Source organism: Burkholderia sp. JP2-270, assembly GCF_003233675.1.
Taxonomy (GTDB): domain Bacteria; phylum Pseudomonadota; class Gammaproteobacteria; order Burkholderiales; family Burkholderiaceae; genus Burkholderia; species Burkholderia pyrrocinia_C.
Genome location: NZ_CP029826.1, coordinates 768,335 through 784,573 on the forward strand (window position 1 = coordinate 768,335; position 16,239 = coordinate 784,573).

11 protein-coding genes and 3 pseudogenes are annotated in these 16,239 nt (G+C 59.4%); 11 read left to right on the forward strand and 3 right to left on the reverse strand.

The window, feature by feature from the left end:
* The first annotated feature begins 744 nt into the window (after positions 1-744).
* From DM992_RS36225 to DM992_RS36270, 8 genes and pseudogenes are all read left to right on the forward strand, one after another.
* A complete protein-coding gene (locus DM992_RS36225) occupies positions 745-1,722 on the forward strand; it encodes an ATP synthase subunit J (RefSeq protein WP_239511467.1) in 978 nt (325 codons plus the stop codon).
* 205 nt (positions 1,723-1,927) lie between these two features.
* Entirely contained in the window at positions 1,928-4,906 is a 2,979-nt protein-coding gene (locus DM992_RS36230) for a TrlF family AAA-like ATPase (RefSeq protein ID WP_111021006.1), read from the forward strand.
* Positions 4,907-5,242: 336 nt separating this feature from the next.
* The gene (locus tag DM992_RS36235) at positions 5,243-6,160 is read left to right on the forward strand and encodes a hypothetical protein (protein ID WP_111021007.1); all 918 of its coding nucleotides are present in this window, start codon (positions 5,243-5,245) and stop codon (positions 6,158-6,160) included.
* Positions 6,157-7,191, forward strand: coding sequence for a hypothetical protein (locus tag DM992_RS36240; RefSeq protein WP_111021008.1), 1,035 nt, complete (start codon positions 6,157-6,159; stop codon positions 7,189-7,191). The genes DM992_RS36235 and DM992_RS36240 overlap by 4 nt, the downstream gene beginning before the upstream one ends.
* Entirely contained in the window at positions 7,188-7,541 is a 354-nt protein-coding gene (locus DM992_RS36245) for a hypothetical protein (protein ID WP_162631818.1), read from the forward strand. The genes DM992_RS36240 and DM992_RS36245 overlap by 4 nt, the downstream gene beginning before the upstream one ends.
* A 546-nt stretch (positions 7,542-8,087) precedes the next feature.
* On the forward strand, positions 8,088-8,474 hold the full coding sequence (locus DM992_RS36260; protein WP_162631819.1) for a transposase: 387 nt from the start codon (positions 8,088-8,090) through the stop codon (positions 8,472-8,474).
* Positions 8,471-8,818 (forward strand): IS66 family insertion sequence element accessory protein TnpB, encoded by a 348-nt coding sequence (tnpB, locus tag DM992_RS36265; protein WP_059671215.1) that lies wholly within the window; start codon positions 8,471-8,473, stop codon positions 8,816-8,818. Before DM992_RS36260 ends, tnpB begins: the two co-directional genes overlap by 4 nt.
* A 51-nt stretch (positions 8,819-8,869) precedes the next feature.
* Positions 8,870-9,118 (forward strand): annotated as a pseudogene (locus tag DM992_RS36270) (transposase); the annotation flags it as partial.
* Positions 9,119-9,159: 41 nt separating this feature from the next.
* Here DM992_RS36270 and DM992_RS36275 read toward each other — a convergent pair.
* On the reverse strand, positions 9,160-10,419 hold the full coding sequence (locus tag DM992_RS36275) for an IS256 family transposase (RefSeq protein ID WP_111015445.1): 1,260 nt from the start codon (positions 10,417-10,419) through the stop codon (positions 9,160-9,162).
* A 44-nt stretch (positions 10,420-10,463) separates the two neighbouring features.
* Between DM992_RS36275 and DM992_RS43155 the strand changes: the two are divergent.
* The 3 genes and pseudogenes from DM992_RS43155 to DM992_RS36285 all read left to right on the forward strand — a co-directional run.
* Positions 10,464-10,693: pseudogene (locus tag DM992_RS43155) on the forward strand (IS66 family transposase); the annotation flags it as partial.
* Position 10,694: 1 nt separating this feature from the next.
* The gene (locus DM992_RS36280; protein WP_239511469.1) at positions 10,695-11,348 is read left to right on the forward strand and encodes a tyrosine-type recombinase/integrase; all 654 of its coding nucleotides are present in this window, start codon (positions 10,695-10,697) and stop codon (positions 11,346-11,348) included.
* 110 nt (positions 11,349-11,458) lie between these two features.
* A pseudogene (locus DM992_RS36285) lies at positions 11,459-11,683 on the forward strand (transposase domain-containing protein); the annotation flags it as partial.
* Positions 11,684-11,767: 84 nt separating this feature from the next.
* Here DM992_RS36285 and DM992_RS36290 read toward each other — a convergent pair.
* Positions 11,768-15,172: a DEAD/DEAH box helicase gene (locus DM992_RS36290; RefSeq protein WP_111021013.1), complete on the reverse strand. Its 3,405-nt coding sequence runs from the start codon at positions 15,170-15,172 to the stop codon at positions 11,768-11,770.
* A complete protein-coding gene (locus tag DM992_RS36295) occupies positions 15,159-15,935 on the reverse strand; it encodes a Hachiman antiphage defense system protein HamA (RefSeq protein WP_111021014.1) in 777 nt (258 codons plus the stop codon). Before DM992_RS36295 ends, DM992_RS36290 begins: the two co-directional genes overlap by 14 nt.
* Between the last annotated feature and the right edge of the window lie 304 nt (positions 15,936-16,239).

Genomic DNA, 16,239 nt, shown 5'->3' on the forward strand with positions numbered 1-16,239 from the left:
GACTCCCGGGTTCCCGCCCGTGCGACTGAAGGAGCCGATAGCGGACAGGCGTCAAGGAAACAGGCGAGGGAGGGGGGGCGGGCAACACGGTCCCTCGCCCCTTGACGCCTGTCCGCTATCGGCTACAGTCGCGGGTCATGGGCGGGAAGCTGGGAGCTGGGTGCATGCCATGCCTCGGGTTGACCGGGCAGCGGTGCCGCGGACGCGGCATCTTCCTCGAAGGCGACGGGGTCAACTGCTGCGCCAGGGATTGATGCCCGTCAGGGGGCGAGACGCGGAACGGGGCTCGACGCTCAGCGCGAAAGCCCGGTCACGACGCGTAAGCGGCGAGGGGGCGCCCGACGTTGAGCCAGGTCGCACCCTTGCGGCACCCGCCGGGGTGCCTTCGAATGCAGGATGAACAAGCGCGGAGACGGTCAAAGGCGAGCCCTGCATCAGCGGCGCGGAGGATGCCCGGCTCGCGGATCCGCTTTCCCGCAAGCAATCGGTGTCCATTGCACAAATCCAGCCCGCAATTCGGGCATGCCGATGGATCTCGCATTCGTCTTTCAGAGAGGTTTGCGCGGGTCGTGCCCGGCGCGATTTACCACCGGCGCTGTCGCCGGCCAGGCTCGCGGGTCCCCGCGGTACCTTCGCCATAGGTCGTATTTCAACGTTGCTGTTGCGCGCACATCGGCGTCTTGATGGGATAACATGCCTATTCCTGACAGTAAAAGACTCAGAACGATGGGAAAAGGAATCAGGATGCGGTCCGCACTGGACCGACGGGGAAAGGCGTGGACCGTTGAGGCGTTACAGGCGCTTCATGACGGGCAGCGGGAGATACCGGATCTTGTCTGCGATCATCCGCCATGCGGATGTGCGGTGCGATTCGTGCATCGTTACCAGCAGAACCGCTCCAACCGGATCGAGCCAATCGATGTGCCCGCCTACATCGGCCTGACGAGTGATTCCGAGCATGTCGCCGGATGCCGCTATGACCCACCGGGACGGTTGACGGCTATCGTCGCGCAGTCCGATCCGGATTTCGTGAAGGCACTCGATACCGGCAAACGCGAACTGCGACTGCTTGTGCTTCACAATGGCCTGCGCGGCAAGGGGCTTTCCGGCACGACACCGGTCCGTCCCGGCACGGGTGCCGGGACGCCGGGCGGGAATGCCACCATCGATGTTGTCCAGTCAGAGAAGAAGCTCTCGGGTTACGTGCGAACGACGGCCGATCTCGTCGCCCTTCGCGCGTTATGCGAATCGGATACGTTCCTGGCGTCGGAACTGATCCTGCGTTTCGGTACGCGACGCATCGCATGGAAGGACTTCTTTTTCGAGCGTGAGCGGTACGATGAAGCGTGGGAGTTGGTGAGGCAGGGCGGGACGAACGCTTTTCCGATCGCACTGGCGGCGACCGTGCGCTCGCACTACGTTCCGTCACCGGGAGACAAGTTCAAGAATGCTTTTCTGAACTGCGATGCGCTCTACCGGAAAACCGGTGCTTCAGACCGTGTCGAGACGTTCGAAGTCAGCATTGCTCATGAGGACGCGAACTGGCTTTTGAACTTTCCCGTGGGTGCCGTCATCGTCATGTTCGGCATCTGGCGGGCGCAGGACAGGGTGGAGAAGACGGCTAAGGACCCGCGAAATCCATCCGGGGCCGTCACCTATGTGACGCACAAGTTGATGCTTGAGCCGAAATTCCGGCGCCAGGTTACAGGAGCCGAAGATTGACAGGCAAACGCCATAGCGTTCGTTCATGTCGTAGGCGAGCCGAGGCATGGAGCAGACCATGGTGGTTTGTTGGCGCGTGTGCGTTGTTCCAAAGCGTCCAGGAAGGAGCGGCGCAAGCATTGAAACGTGCTATCCCTGCAGTGTTGTGCGCGCGAACACGTAGCGAGATTGCCAAAAATTTTTCGGAAATAGGGGCTTGGTGACAATGATGAGTCGGGGGTCAGAATGGCGCAGGTGGGAGCCACATATTCACGCGCCCGGTACCGTCATGAACAATCAGTTCAACGGACCGACAGCATGGGAGGACTACCTCGCCGCCCTGGAAAATGCGACGCCCGCTATCGAGGCGATTGCAGTCACTGACTATTACGTTACCGATACGTATGAGGCAGTGTGCCAGCACAAGGTTGCAGGCCGCTTGCCAGGGGTGAAGCTCGTCTTCCCGAATGTCGAGCTTCGACTCGACGTTGCCACTGCCAAGGGGGGCTTCGTCAATCTTCACCTGTTTGTGAGTCCCGACGACCCGAAGCATCTGGAGGAACTTCAGCGGCTGCTGTCCCGTCTTCAGTTCAATGTGATGCAGGATCGTTTCGACTGTACGCGATCGGAGCTGATCCGCCTTGGGAAGAAGGCAGATCCGAATATCACTGATGATCGGGCGGCGCTCGCCTACGGAGCTAACCAGTTCAAGGTGAATTTCCAGCAGTTGCGTGAGGTCTTCAGCGAAAGCGGATGGGCAAAGAAGAACATTCTGATTGCCGTTGCGGGCGGAGCAACCGACGGCACATCCGGCGTTCGTGAGGCGGCTGATCAGACGATCCGGCGCGAGATCGAGCGTTTTGCTCATGTGATCTTCGCCAGCAGCGCGTCACAGCGAGAATTTTGGCTCGGCCAGCGTGGCCTCGGACCCGCAGAAATCCACGCGCTGTATGGCGGCCTTAAACCGTGTCTGCACGGAAGTGACGCGCACAAGCTCGAAGACGTCGCCACCCCATTCGGCGATCGCTTTTCCTGGGTCAAGGGTGGACTGGAGTTTGACTCGCTCCGGCAGGCATGCATCGATCCCGGCGGACGCGCCTATGTCGGCTCGGAGCCGCCTGCCACCGCGACGCCATCGCAGGTCATCGCTCAGATCGAAATACAGGACGCGCCTTGGGTCAACACGCCGATCATTCCGCTCAATCCAGGACTGGTGGCCATCATCGGCGCGCGCGGGTCCGGCAAGACCGCGCTCGCGGACATGATTGCGGCCGGCTGCGATTCGATTTCCAGCGAAGCGTGGCATGCGAATGAATGGGCGAATCCTTCTTTTCTCGTCCGCGCTCGCGAACTGGTGGGAAACGGGAAGGTGAAGGTCAGTTGGGCGGCGGGTGAGCCAAGTGTCCGTAGGCTCGATGGGACCGATGCAGATGGTCCCGCTGTTTACGAGCGCGTGCGCTATCTCTCACAGCAATTCGTGGAAGAGCTGTGCTCGTCAAACGGATTGACCGACGGGCTCCTGCGGGAAATCGAGCGGGTCATTTTCAACGCGCACCCCGACGAGTCGCGCGATGGGGCATTGGATTTCGAGGAACTACTCGAACGGCGCGCATCACGGCATCGTTTTGCGCGTGAACGCGAGGCCGAGGCCGTATCTCAGCTTTCCGATCTGATCAATAATGAGCTGGAAAAGGAGAAGCTCCTGCCCGGCTTCGAGAGCCAGGCGGCACAGAAGAAAAAGCTGGTTGACGCCTATACGGCAGACCGGGCGAAGCTTGTGTCGGCGGGCAGTGAACGGCGCGCCCAGCGCCACACGGAACTCGGAACAGCCGCAAACGAGTTGCGATCAAAACTACGTAACCTTTCCAGCCAGCGGCAGACATTCCTCGCCATGCAGGACGAGGTGAAGGATCTCCGCGTTAACCAGGCCCCTGACGCTTTGCGCCAGGCTCAGGTGCGGCATCCTCACAGTGGAATGTCGGACGAGCAGTGGGCCTCGTTCCTGCTCGATTACAAAGGTCCGGTGGACGACAATCTTGCCGGTTACGTGAAATGGGTCGATGGCGAGATCGCCTTAGTCAAGGGAGTCGCTCCGGCACCGGGCGATCCCAACAAGCCCTTCTTCCCGGATGACGCCGATCTCAGCAAGCTGTCGCTCGCGATGCTCGAGGCGGAAATGGCGCGCCTGGAGAAACTGGTCAGCGCCGACAAGGAGACACAGCGGAAATATGCGGCGCTATCCGGTCGCATCACGAAGGAGACGGCGGCCTTGCAGGCCCTCAACAACAAGATCAGGGACGCTCAGGGTGCGAAGGATCGTGCGCGCGAACTCCAGAAGGAGCGCGAGCAGGCCTATGGCCGGGCATTCGACGCACTGATCGCCGAACAGACGGTGCTGGGAGAGTTGTACGCGCCGCTTATGGCCCGGCTGGCCGCTGCGTCCGGTACGCTGAAGAAGCTGTCGTTTTCTGTCGCACGGGTGGCGAACGTGGATGAGTGGGCGGCTGAGGCGGAGGACAACCTCATCGATCTCCGGATGGCCGGTGCGTTTCGTGGGAAAGGCACGTTACTCCAGAAGGCGAATGACGTGCTTAAGGGCGCGTGGGAGACGGGTGATTCCGCAGCGGTGCGCGCCGCGATGGCCGAGTTCCGCCATCTGTATCAGAAGGATCTCCTTGAGCATTCACCCGTGGCGCAAAGCGAGCAGGCAGACTTTCGTGCCTGGTCCAAGCGCTTCGCGCAGTGGCTGTTCGGCACCGATCATATCGCGGTGCGCTACGGAATCGACTATGACGGCGTCGATATCCGCAAATTGTCTCCCGGCACCCGCGGTATCGTGCTGCTTCTTCTTTATCTGGCGCTTGACGACAGCGATAACCGACCACTGGTGATTGATCAACCTGAAGAAAATCTCGATCCGAAATCTGTTTTCGAGGAGCTGGTTCATCTCTTCGTCGAAGCGAAGGCGTATCGCCAGGTCATCATGGTGACGCACAACGCTAACCTCGTGATCAACACGGATGCAGATCAGATCATCATTGCGGAGTCGGGACCCCATCCGCCAGGAGCGCTTCCGCCCATTACCTACAAATCCGGCGGGCTTGAAAACGCAGAGATCCGGAAAGCGGTGTGCGATATCCTGGAAGGTGGAGAGGGTGCGTTCCAGGAGCGGGCCCGCCGCCTGAGAGTGCGCCTTGAACGATGAGATTTGCAGGCCGCACCGACATCTGGCTACCCACGTCGCCTCAGCGCTGTGAGGAGATGGTCCAGGCCTGTAGGCCGTCTGGCCGGACCGGCCTGGCGAGTGGCCGTCCGGGGCTGGTATGCGTTACTTGTCTCGTACTCTGGCTGGGAGCGCGGCTTCTATCGATATACCTCAAGTCGCCTCGCTTTCGCCCGTTGAGTCGCGAACTTCGTTTGGTTCCCCCGTAGCCTGACCTTGAACGATGATGAGGAATGGTGGCCGTGGGGCACCGCCAGGGCTCCTGCTCTCGAAAGCGAACGCGGCGTTCCCGCCGCAAGATTCAGTGTATTCCGATAAATGGATAAACAAATTCTCATGGTGACGGGCAGTCATGATCGAACCTGTGACTACCTGATTCAGCGTTACCCGAACGTCCGGTTTTTCCGCTTGAACCTTGACCGTATCTCGACCTATCAGATCGTCATCTGTGAACATGGCTTCGAGATCATCGGTGACGATTCAACGATCACGACTTCAACATGCCATTCGATCCTGTACCGCAAACCCATCCCGGAGGATCTTGGTGGGATCTTTGAACCCCAGTATCACACCTTCGCTCATACCGAGATGTTTTCAACGATCGAAGGTATCGTCGAGGGTTTTGAAGGCGTCTGCCTGTCAAAGCCATCAATCATGCGAAGAGCCAACAACAAGATTGTGCAACTGCAGTTGGCCGAAAGAATGGGGCTTAAGCTACCACGAGGGTTGATCACCAATACGGCATCCGCCCTGACCCGACTTGGTAATGGTGAACTCATCGTCAAGCCACTGGCAACCGGGGTCGTTGAATACGACGGACGTAAGGAGTTTGTACAGACCAATCTTCTGGATCCCTCAATCGATACTTCGGGTCTCAGATATGTATCCGCGTACTTTCAGGAATATATCGAAAAAGATTACGAATTTCGAGTGACTATTGTTGGAAACGATTGCCACGCTATCAGGATCGACTCACCCGACAAGGTCGATTGGCGAAAACCGGGTAACAACCCCACGTACTCGCTCGAACCGTTACCACACTTACTCGAGTCGAGAGCAAAGGACTTCATGCGCGCGCTCGGGATGCACTTCGGCTGTTTCGATTTCATGCTGAAAGACGGGGTGCCGTACTTTCTGGAAATGAATGCCAACGGGCAGTGGGCCTGGCTGGACAAGATGGCGCAAGGTCAGATATCGCGTTCTATTATCCATTTTCTGACGGGAACACACGGGTGAACTTTCTGCTCTACCTCTTCAACCGGATACCCGTATTTCACATATCGTGCGACGACGCATACGGTGCGTACAGGTCTGGTTTGCCACGCCGTTTCTCACTGCTCGTGCTGGTTTTTGGCAGGGCGAAGCTTTACCTGCTAACCCTCCATAAGGGACGTCCTGGTCTGGTCAAGCTTCTCAGATTCAGCGAAATGTGCCTGCTTGATTCGCAGCAGACCATAGACACATTGACGGCGAACTACAGGACCAACACTAACGCGCTCACGAACGAACAGCTTGAGATTCAGTATGAATTCCTGAAGGAACGATTCAACAATAACGAAGATGCCAAATCTTCATTGGAAGCACGGATTGCGGCACACATCACGAGCTATTTCGCACTGGTCGGCTTTTACGGTTACATACTGACCATGATTTTTCCGATCTCGTCGCGAAGCGCGTGCGTCGCTGGGTTCGTCTTTGGAATCGGGTGTCTGTTTATGTTCGCGTGCGGCGCTTTCATATGGTCCAGCATGCAGGTCAAGGGCATTGTTCGATCCACGTTCAAGGATCTTGCCGCAGACACCTCGCCTCGCACCCAGGCCGTACTTGCTTATACAAACTGGTATGCGTCAAATCAGGAAGTTCGCGCGCTGGCAAGCGAGGTGAAGAATATTGAGTCGAATATGATTCTTGCCTTGTGCGTGGCGGTCCCGTTATGGATCGCTGCGCAATTCATCATGTCACACCCCGAGCGAGAACAGCCAGCCACAGACGGCGGATCCGGGATGGACGCAAAAGTGATAAGCGCCAACGGATCATTGGCCACCAAAGAGGTCGCCGCCCTTCTTGCGGAGCTTGGCAAACATTTGTCCGACGGAGGTGAAAAATTTGTGATCGTTAGTGGGCAACATGCCAATCGCAACAGAGACAGGATCGTTGGCATACTCAAGCTTGCCAGCGGCGACGAGAACATTCGTGACATCAGACTGCCACAGTCTGTTTGGGGCGATGCGAGCGTAGTAGTGAAATTGGACGAAGGCACCCGATGAAACCATACATATTTAACTATAGTGACTCAGTCAGGACGATCATCCCGGAATCGCCTGGTCGCCGTCTGCAACAACATCGCCCGGACGCGGATTCCGTATTGGACAGTACCGTGCTCACGGCCACCGTGGAGCCAGTCGATCCGGATAGCGCCGTTTTGTCTACAGTCATCACCCGCAGTGTCGAGCCACACGACACGGATCAATTCATGTCGGCCTCGACTTACGTGACGGAGTCGACTGAACCGGCTGATCCCGATATGATCCGGCTCGATTCAACCTTCTTTACGAAGTCGCTTGAACCAGCCGATGAAGATGGCATCTATCCGATAGTCGGCGCTACAGACCATTAACTGATTCTGTCGGAATCGAGCCGCGCGCAGTCTGCTGATCGTGCGCGGCATTCCGACTTCGTTGTTTTCGTTGCACAAGCGGTCAGTGGGACATTGGACCGTGACGGGACAGGTCCGTTTTCGTCTGCCAGCAGGGCAACGTAGAGGGCAAACTCCGCCGCCGGTTTTGCCATCCCGACAAGGGGGGTGTCCTGCCAGAGCAGGTTCCTCGCACGATGGCGACCCAACGAACAAGTCCTCTATTGCTGTTTCTGCAAAGCGTGTGGGCGTTCCACAAGCGAGCCGACGATGAGCTCCACCTATCGCAGGCAGTCGAACACCAGCGATCACAAGATCGGTTTGGTGCCGTGACCTTCAATCACCGGCTGATCACGCGGTTCTACGCACTATGGGAAGGGCGAGCGCGGTACGCCGAAAATCCCGAGCCTGCAGTCAAGTTGTAAGCACAAGACCAGTACCGTCTGTGAACGCTCGGTGACGAGTGCCATGATGTCCTGTGAAGGACACGAATGACCGGTCGTGTCCACGATAGGAGTTGTGGGCAGAGTGACTCAGACAGTCGAGATCCCGCCGAAACGGCAAACTCGCCGACATCCGACGGAATGGACGCGGACCATCGTCGCGCTGACATTCGAGCCTGGCGCGTCGGTCGCCCGTGTTGCTCGCGAGAACGGCATCAATGCCAATCAGGTGTGGGCATGGCGCCGCCTCCATGCGCAAGGTCTGCTAACGGACGATGCGATTCCAGACGCAATGCTGCCGGTTGTCGTCAACGAACCGTCTCAGCCGTCGATGGCGCTCGAGGTGCCGACTGCGACCAACAACATACCGTCCGGCTCGATCCGGATCCAGCATGGCAAGACGTCGATTCGCATCGAAGGCGCGCCGGACCCGGACGTGCTGCGTTCTGTTCTCGATCGCATTTTACGATGATCGGTCTGCCTCAAAACACGCGGATCTGGATCGCGGCGGGCGTCACCGATATGCGATGCGGCTTCAATTCGTTGGCCGCAAAGGTACAGACGGTGCTGGAGAAAGATCCGTTCTCTGGACACGTGTTCGTGTTCCGGGGCAAGCGCGGTGACCTGCTGAAGTGCTTGTATTGGAGCGACGGCGGGCTATGTTTATTGGCGAAGCGGCTCGAAAAAGGACGCTTTGCTTGGCCCCGTGCCGACTCTGGTGTGGTCGCGCTGACAACCGCTCAGCTGTCGTTGTTGCTCGAGGGCTTCGATTGGCGACAGCCGGTCGAAGCCGCGCGCCCACGTAGCGCGCTATAAACCATTGTTAACTGGCGTTCACGTGATCGTGGGCAGTCGTAAACTGTCCTCATGGAATCGACCTCGACCGCGCTGCCCGACGACATCAACGCTCTGAAAGCGTTGCTGCTTGAGCGTGATGCTCAGGTTGCTGAGCTGCGAAAGCAGCTCTCGTCGCGGGCACTCGAAATCGAGCATCTGAAGCTCACGATCGCGAAACTGCGCCGAATGCAGTTCGGCCGGAAATCGGAGAAACTAGATCGCCAGATCGAACAGCTCGAATTGCGGCTGGAGGATCTGCAGGCCGACGAAGGCGCCGCCGAGGAGGTATCCGGAATTCCGTGTGTGAGGCGGGTTGAGATTCAGACTCCAATGTTGAATCGTTCCGGGTAAAGCAGTGCGAACTGCGTCATCGCGCTCTTCCAATCGTGCCGGGAGCCGGTCCACTTGGCCACGACGTTGCGCAGCGCCAGCCAGATCAGTTTGAGCGCGGCCTCGTCCGACGGGAAGTGGCCGCGCGCCTTGATGATCTTCCGAAGCTGCATGTGCAGCGACTCGATCGCGTTGGTCGTATATACAATTTTCCGGATGTCAGGCGCGAAGGCGTAGAACGGAATCACCTGATCCCAGGCTCGGCGCCAGAGCGCGGCAATCGGAGGGTATTTCGTACCCCACGGGCTCGTATCGAACGCGTCCAGCGCCACGGCGGCCGCTTCGGCCGACGCTGCCCGATAGACCTCCTTGAGCGCCGCCGCGACCGATTTCCTGTCTTTCCAGCTGGCGAAGTCCAGCGAGTTCCGGATCAGATGCACGATGCAGGTCTGGACCGTCGTTTCCGGGAACACCGTGTTGATCGCTTCCGGGAAGCCCTTCAGGCCGTCGACCACGGCAATCAGAATATCCTGCACGCCGCGCAGCTTAAGGTCGTTCACTACCCGCAGCCAGAACTTGGCCCCCTCGGTCTGCTCGATCCAAAGGCCCAACACGTCGCGTGTGCCGTCGCGGCGCACGCCCAGCGCCAGGTAGATCGCCTTGTTACGCACCACGCCTTCGTCGCGGATCTTGACTCGCAAGGCGTCGAAGAACACGACCGGGTACATCGGCTCGAGCGGCCGCTGTTGCCACTCGCGCACTTCATCGATCACCGCGTCGGTGACCGTGCTGATGAAGTCTGGTGACACCTCGATGCCGTACATCTCTTGCAGGAAGCCCTGAATCTCCCGCACGCTCATGCCGCGTGCGTACATCGCGATGATCTTGTCGTCGAAGCCGGTGAAGCGTCGCTCGCCCTTGGCGATCAGCACCGGATCGAAAGTGCCTTCGCGGTCGCGCGGAATCTCGACGTCGAGCAGGTCGTCGTCGGTCGTGATGCGCTTGCGGCTGGTGCCGTTGCGATGGTTCGTGCGGCCTGCCGGCTTGGCATCGCCCTTCTCGTAGCCGAGGTGGTGGGTCAGTTCGCCGCCCAGCGCGCGTTCGAAGATTGCCTTCTTGAGCGCCGCAAGCTGCTCGTTGATCGTCGCCCGATCCAGCGTGCCGGGTACCAGTTGCTTGATCAGTTCCGGGTCCAGGTTCAAACCCTTGCCCGGTTCAATCGTCACTTCTTCCTTGCGTTTGCGTGGCATAACGTGGCTCCTTGGCCATCAGTTTATGCCTCACACACAAACATTCGGATAGGCTCGCCGCCGATGTGGCAGCCGCTCCCGAGGCAAAGCGGCCGCGCCGCGAAGGTCCGCGCCGCAAGCCGCTACCCGAACATCTTGAACGCGAAGAGCGCGTCCATCTGCCTGCCGGTGACGACTGCAATGCACGGCTCGCAGCGGTACGAGCCTTCACTCGATATGTGGCCGTCCAGTGTCCGCCGGCGCTGCATCTCGTCCAACGAATTCTGGCCATCCCGATGAAGCGCTTCGACAAGCCCCTTCTTGGCTTCCTCGCTCGGGACGAGGTGCGGGCGCTGTTGATCGCACCCGATGCCTCCACGTGGTATGGCCGTCGCGATCGGGTGTTGCTGAAGCTCCTCTATAACACCTGTGCCCGTGTTTCTGAACTGATCAGCATCCGCGTTCGAGATCTCACGCTCGACGTGACGCCGTCGGTGCGGCTCCACGGCAAGGGGCGCAAGCAGCGCACTGTGCCTCTATGGAAGGAAACCGTTGCGGAGATTCGTCAGTGGCTCGAATTCACTGGGCTGCAGCCCGATCAGCCCTTGCTGCCCAATCACTGGAAACAGGCAATGACCCGTTCAAACGTTGCCGAACGGATTGCGCGGACTGTGCGCACGGCAGAGCATCACTGTCCATCCCTGCATGGGCGGGCCATCTCTCCGCATACGTTACGTCACACAACCGCCATGCACCTGCTTCAGGCTGGCGTTGATCTCTCGGTCATCGCCCTATGGCTCGGGCACGAGAGTCCAGTGACGACGCACGGCTATGTGGAGGCCGATCTCACCATGAAGGAACATGCACTGGCCGCGATCTCGCCGCCCGACATTCGGCGTACACGCTACCGTCCAGCAGACGCGCTACTGAAGTTCCTTCAGGCCCTGTGATTATGTACAGCCGACAACACTGGGCCGCTCCACAAGGGGCGGTCCCGTGTCGGGGACCGTACATAATTGCAGGCTTGCCATAACGACGCTTATGCCGAGCTTTGCATAACAGGCGCAACTACTTGTTCGTCGGTGCCGACTCCGGCGGCGAACGTGCCGCCGCGATGTACAGCCTGACCGGCACGGCACGTCTGAACGGCTTAGATCCCGAGGCGTATCTCGCCTACGTGCTCGACCACATCGCTGACCACCCGGCCAACCGCGTCGACGAACTGCTTCCATGGAACGTGGCGCCGTCGCTGTCGCCTACTGCTCGCGTCGAGCCCATCCGATAGCTTCGCGAATCTCCGTCGTCAACTACCCGCACTACGGTGTCGCTCGGGTGCTTACCGTGGAGCGAGGCCGTTTCGCCAGAAAGCCTATTGAGGCTCTCGCCAAGCCGCGAGGCCGCGTCCTTGCCGGAATATCCGAGATTCCTGGCGGTCCCCGGCGAACGTCACCTCCATCAGCGATGGCTGTAGGTGCTCCAGCCTCTGCCGGATTCCGGTGACGAGCCGGTAGTCCGGCGTCGTGACCGATACTGCGCCAGTCGCGGTGTCAAGATGGATGCGGCCAGGGAACCTCGGATCGACGAAATCGGGCACTGGACCTCTCAAAGGCCATTCCTGCGTGTTCCACTTGTGACTGGCCGTGACCAAAGCGTCATTGCGAAATTTGTTCCAGATCGCTGATGTCTCCGGTGTCGGCCATTCAGGCTGGCTTGAGAGCGCTGTGATCTGCGGGCTCGATAGCCATCGATTCATTTCAGCGTTGTTTGTGAACGTAGGGTTCGTCGCGTGGACCGCCGTTATGGCGGCTACGCGTGACGGCAGGCCGTTACGAATAAGCATTGCCATCATCGCGGATGGTACGCCTGTTTCCAGTGTCGCCGCAGCGCCTCCCTCAAGGACTTCCGAATCGCCACCGTAGGCGCGCCGCCGCATGCGGATGGCTTCCATCGCCCAGACGAGCCGGTAGATAAACGCATCCTCGATGATGCGCATGTTCTCCAGACCGATCTCGGAAACTTCGGTGCCATGAACCCAGGAACTGAGTAGTACCTCCCAGTTGGCAGGTAGAGGATCGTCCGGAACAAACGGGCGTATCGCGAATAGATGTCGGCCGATTGCGATGAGTGCTGCGCTGAGCGCGTCGGGGTCTTCCCGCAGGGCCGCGATATCAGCCTGATCGAGCGTCGCCGTAAGTTCATTGCCGATCGCATCGATGGCCAGGCCGGATCGCAGGCTAACACCCATCGCGAATATTGCTTTGCGCTGGATGAAGGTTGACCCGTTCCAGATGAGCCGCGCGCGGGCCTGCAGGACCCATCGTTGATCATTGTGCGACTGCTGGCCTAGTCGGGCGATCTGACGAGCCCAAAGAGATCCTGCAAGCGCTTCATCAATGAGACGGGGAAGATCGGCAATGTCTGCGTCTAACGCCTCGACCAGCCCGAGCACGGTCGCATCGAGCTTTTCGATCAGATTCTCGATCGGTTCGGTATCGCCCGGCTCATCGTTCGGAAACCATGCCTCTTGAGCGTTGGCCAGGTATTCCATTGCGTCGTCGCGCGCGAATACGTTGGCGCGTCGGAGGCGCTCGAGCACCTGTGCGACGATGATCACGATACCGCTGGTAAGTGATCGAGCCTTGGCGGAGTTCACGAGTGTTCGCCACGCACGAATCCTCCATGGCACTGGTTCATACATCACATGCAGTACGAGACCTTCAAGATCGACGAATGCGCGTCCTGCTCGACCCGAGACGTTCGCAAACTCCTCGCCTGAGAGCGGAACGCCGGCCCTGTAGAGGGTAGGGATCAGCAGGACAGCTGCATTAAGATTTAACCCCTGCGCCAATGTGGGGGAAGCGATCGTGACCCGAAGAACATTGGCCGAGAGTAGCGCCTCGACCTCGCGAAGAAAGGGTCCAGGAAGGCGGCCGTGATGAATGGCGACGCCGAGGCCAAGACAGTGAACGACCGGATGATTCTGTCCCAGCCACTCCCTGCCGACCGCCATCGCCTGCGCAACCAGGTTGGCATCTTCGATGAGGGGCGCGAGGTAGCCACGTCGATGCAGATCGACGATCGCCTCGGCGTATCCCTCGACGTGATCCCGCTGGGTACAAAAAACAAGGGTACGCTTTCCTTGGGCGGAAAATTTCCAGGCGGCGGCGAGCGTCAATTCTTTGGTGTCGCGTGGAAATGGCGTCCTGCGGCGACCGCGTCCGGGTTGCTGGTCAATAAAGTGGCGAATGAAGGGGCCATCGGCTTCCAGGTCGAAGCCTAGTCGAGCCGACCGCCCCAGCCACGCCAGCGTCCCGAAACGCTGCCGCGTTGGACGCCACCCGGACTGGATCGGAGCGCCGGGAGAATCATTGCGTATCCATGCGGTAAGGTCGTTGAGCTGGTCGCCTTCGGGCAGTATCGCCGAAAGGCAAACGATGCGACGACGGTTGCTGTCTGGCCGACGAAGCAGCCGTTGCACCAGGTTTTCGTAGCGTATCTCCCGCTCGTTGGGGCCGATCAGATGGCCTTCGTCGAGCACGACGAGTCCGATGTCGTCAATGATCGTGTGGTCATTGCGGAGCGCAAAATCTAGTTTTTCCGGAGTCGCGATAACGATGTTCCTTGACCGCAGCGCGTCCTCATCGCCAAGCGCGGCGCCGCTTGCGCCATAAAGCGATGACACGGAAAAGCCAAGGCTCGAAAAAGTTTTCCGGAAGGAGCGCTCGGTCTGGGCCGAGAGAGCGCGAAGGGGCGTGACAATGAGCACACGGGCACCTGAAGTCAGTGCCATGAGGGATGCAATTTCCGCGATTCTCGTTTTACCGGCGCTTGTCGGCAAAGCAACAACAAGGTCGTCCGCGGTATCCGCAGCACGGCGAGCCGCCTCGGTTTGCGACGGCCATAGCTCAATTTCGGCAACGCGCCTGGAGAAGAGTTCGCCGATGAAGAGTCTTCGAAGCGCTTCATAGTTCTCTGCGCCGGTCGGGCCAATGCGCGGGAGAGTGACGTGAAGGCTGCTTTGCCACAGGTCGTCGATCAGGTTAAGCGAAATGCGCGCAATCCACCACATGGTCACCGCGTTGGCTCTTTTCGCCAGCGCGGTCGCGCGCTCCAGTAGCGATCTTGCCTCGTCGATCAGTGTTGATACTCCAGTCTGGAGGCCAAATTCGAAGAATGCCAGAGCGCGGAACACGGTCGAGGACAGAACAATCTGAATGACATCGTCGACCTCGAGTTCGTCCGCACGCACCAGTTCAGTGATCCGGTCATCATTGTGAGCGGCGTCGAGCAACCAGCCACGCGTACGTACGCGCAGCGTATCAAGATCCCGGAGAATGAGCAGTGCAACAGCGTCTTCGGCGGGCGACGTATTACGGTTGCCGGAGGGTTGCGCGATAAGGGAGAAGGCCAGTGCGGAATAACTGCCGAGATGGAAAGCGGCTGCGCCGGCAATGCGGTATAGCCCTCGTGCCGGATCATCCGGGGAACCGTTTTGCACGAGCGCTTCAAAGGCATTGCCCGCCCGCGTAAATCCGTGACGCCAGAGATCCGGGGCACCATTCGCTTCGCGAAGTGCTAAGGACGCTCGTAGAAGGGAGAAGGCGTATTCGGCCAGGTCGCTATCGATCGAGTCACCAAATGCCGGTGCGTCTTCGGCGAGCAATCCGTCCCGGCGGACCAGGGCGCGGGCCTCCCCCCTTGCCTGGAGGCGCCCACGCGCGCCGTCTGCCGTGACCTGCGTGAGAAACGCTGTGAGTTCGTCAATTGTCTCCAAGGACGAGCGCTCCTTCGTATGCCATGCGAATGAATTCCTGGTGATCCGCTATGTGCAGGTGAACTACTACGTGATTCCTGTCCAGACTCGCAGCGGCAAGATCTGTTGCGAGTGCCCTCGGCGGCCCGTTCCCGGACATCGTAAATAGCGCGTGGTTGATACGGGCCGCCGGGACCGATCGAAGCGCGACTTCGTTCCGGATCTTCCTGCCGAGCGCGCCGGGCGCTCCCTCCCGATCCATGAGACGATCGGCGATGAACAGCAGTGACGTTGCTGTTGGCCGCCCGTCATCGCGCGATAATGCGGCTCTTGCTTCGGTAATCGTAGCTGCGGTCAGGTTGGCCCGACTCTTGGCTTCACCTTTAAGCAGGTGCAGCTCTTCGTCGGCGTCGGTCCTCACTCCTATGAAATCATCGCCGCGCAAGGCCATTTCGCGACCGTCTTTATAGCGAAGCCGCCTGACAGGGACCTCGAAACCCAACTGCTCTTCGACCAGCTCGGTCGCAAGGATTTCGCCAAGCTCCCCCGAGCGGGCGCGCGCCGAGCGCGGCATCCGCTCAGCGAGAACAGCGGCGGCTCCGACGTACCCTAAGGCTTGAATGTCTTCTGCGATGCGAGCAGTTTCGTCGTAGTGTGAGCGCACCAGTCCCGGTAATCGAGCAGCGACTTCAGCTCTCCCGCCGTCCCGCTCAGTAAATTTGAACAGGCACTTGCGGCCATCCCGATCGACCTCGCATGTGCACCATTCCTGGAAGAGTGGCACGTTGTTGTCCCCTGCGTGCAGTTTTGTGGGAAATGCGGTGATTGTACCGTCACTGTGGGGAGCACTCGGATTCAGGGCGCTTCCATTGACGGCCAAACGACCTCACGGAACGGTCGACTAGCTAGTGCTGGTGAAGCTTGGCATGCCATCTGAGAAGTTGGGGGCAAGCGAAGCACTATGCTAAGTGGATAACGTTCCGCGGCACGCTAGTCGGACGCGTGGCAACATCATGCACCACGACTCCTAGTGCAACGTCAGTCGTATGCGCCAACGACGTCCTCGCAACTGCCAACACGAGCGGCGG